This is a genomic window from Mammaliicoccus stepanovicii (assembly GCF_002902525.1).
GTDB lineage: Bacteria > Bacillota > Bacilli > Staphylococcales > Staphylococcaceae > Mammaliicoccus > Mammaliicoccus stepanovicii.
Map to the genome: position 1 here is coordinate 1 of NZ_PPQZ01000084.1, position 2,002 is coordinate 2,002.

2 protein-coding genes are annotated in these 2,002 nt (G+C 27.4%); both read left to right on the top strand.

Translation table 11 applies throughout. The features are described 5' to 3' along the window. Nucleotides 1–1,254, top strand: coding sequence for a quorum-sensing sensor histidine kinase AgrC (agrC, locus tag CD111_RS09975; protein WP_240610506.1), 1,254 nt, complete (start codon nucleotides 1–3; stop codon nucleotides 1,252–1,254). Continuing rightward, nucleotides 1,254–1,970 (top strand): quorum-sensing response regulator AgrA, encoded by a 717-nt coding sequence (agrA, locus tag CD111_RS09980; protein WP_095086921.1) that lies wholly within the window; start codon nucleotides 1,254–1,256, stop codon nucleotides 1,968–1,970. Before agrC ends, agrA begins: the two co-directional genes overlap by 1 nt. Nucleotides 1,971–2,002 lie beyond the last annotated feature (32 nt).

The following is a 2,002-nucleotide window of genomic DNA, read 5'->3' on the forward strand; positions in this document are numbered from 1 at the left end:
ATCATATTGTTAGCAATAACTCAGACCTATCGTTATACAATAAGGGATTGTATATTACTATTCTTAGTATATATAATCCCTTCTCTTGGTTTGTTTTTTATAGTCGGTGTGAATTCTATTATTTATTTAATTGGATTTCTTGCTGTATTTTTTTATAGAAAGTTTAAATTAATTGGAATTATTAATACATTATTAGTGATAATCATATGCGTTGTATCAGATTACTTATCTTCTTTACTGAATAGATTAATATTTGATACTGATCCGTTAGATTTATCTATACATGTATATTATTTCATTTTTCTTTCAATCATTTCAATTTCAATAGCAATATTAATAAGATTTTTAATGAATAGATTAAAATTGAGTCATTTGTACAATAATCGCGTTTATTTAATATTGGTAGCTGCATTTTTGGCAATATCATTTTTTGTATTTTACATATATATGCCAGACTCTTACAATTCTGAAAAAGATTTTGAATTTCAAACATTATTTTATGTTGTATATGTCTGTGTTGCTGCTATATTCTTAATATTAATCTCGTTCACGATAATAAGGGAAATGGCTTTACAACGTACTAAAAACGAAATTAAACACTACTATAAATATACTTTACAAATTGAACAAATCAACAATGAAATGCGTAAGTTCCGTCATGATTATGTCAATATTCTATCTACCCTTTCTGAGTTCATCAGACAAGAAGATATGGAAGGTTTAAGTAAATATTTTGATGAAAATATTGCACATCTTCATGATGATATGAAACTAAATGCAATTAAGATTAACGGTTTACAAAATCTGCACGTTAGAGAAATTAAAGGTCTACTAACAACAAAAGTAATACAATCTCAAGAACAAAATATTAATATTAGTGTTGAAATTACTGAACAAATCACGAAGATCAATATGAACATTATCGATTTAAGTCGTTGTATAGGTATTATTATGGATAATGCCATTGAAGCATCTGAATTTGTAGATAATCCATCAATACAAATTGCATTTATTAAAAACGAAAATTCGATACTGTTAGTATTTATGAATAAGTGTTCAAGTGATACACCAAAAGTTCATAAGTTATTTGAAAATCATTTCTCAACAAAGGGACGTAAGAGAGGAATTGGTTTGACAACTTTAAAAGAAATCACTGAGAAAACCGATAATGTTTTTCTTGATACTTACATTAACAATCAATTTTTCATTCAAAAATTAGAAATTTTTAATGATGACACTGAGGAAGTGATATGATGAAAATAATCATTTGCGAAGACGATCCTAAACAACTTGAACGTATGCAAACTATTATAAATAATTACATTATGATAGAAGAAAAAGAAATGTCTATAGAACTAGCAACAAGTGATCCTTATGAATTATTAGAACATGTCAAAACTACGAACGATATTGGTTGCTATTTTCTTGATATTCAATTAGATTCCGATATCAATGGTATTACAGTAGCCAGTGAAATTAGAAAATATGATCCAATAGGTAACATCATTTTTGTCACGAGCCATAGCGAACTCACTTACTTAACTTTTGTTTATAAAGTAGCAGCCATGGATTTCATTTTTAAAGATGACCCTGAACAATTAAAGACACGCGTTCTAGATTGTTTAGACACTGCTTATGTTAGATTAGGCATGTTATCTAAAAATACCAACGTTGAAAAAATCGAGCTAACTAGAGGAAGTAATTCTGTTTATGTTCAATATGATGATGTTATGTTTTTTGAATCATCATCAAAATCGCATCGCTTAATTGCTCATCTTGATAATAGACAAATCGAATTTTATGGCAGTTTAAAATCTTTATCTAATTTGGATGATCGTTTCTTCAGGTGTCATAATAGTTACGTAATCAATAGAAATAATGTTGAAAAAATCGATACAAAAGATCGAACAGTTTATTTTAAAAACGACGAACACTGTTATGCATCTGTTAGGAATATAAAGAAAATTTAATAATAACTAAAAAGAGACTGGAATCGTATTCC

Excerpts from the sequence above, each read along its gene's own strand:
- agrA (WP_095086921.1), top strand. The coding sequence starts at position 1,254 with ATGAAAATAATCATTTGCGAAGACGATCCTAAACAACTTGAACGTATG.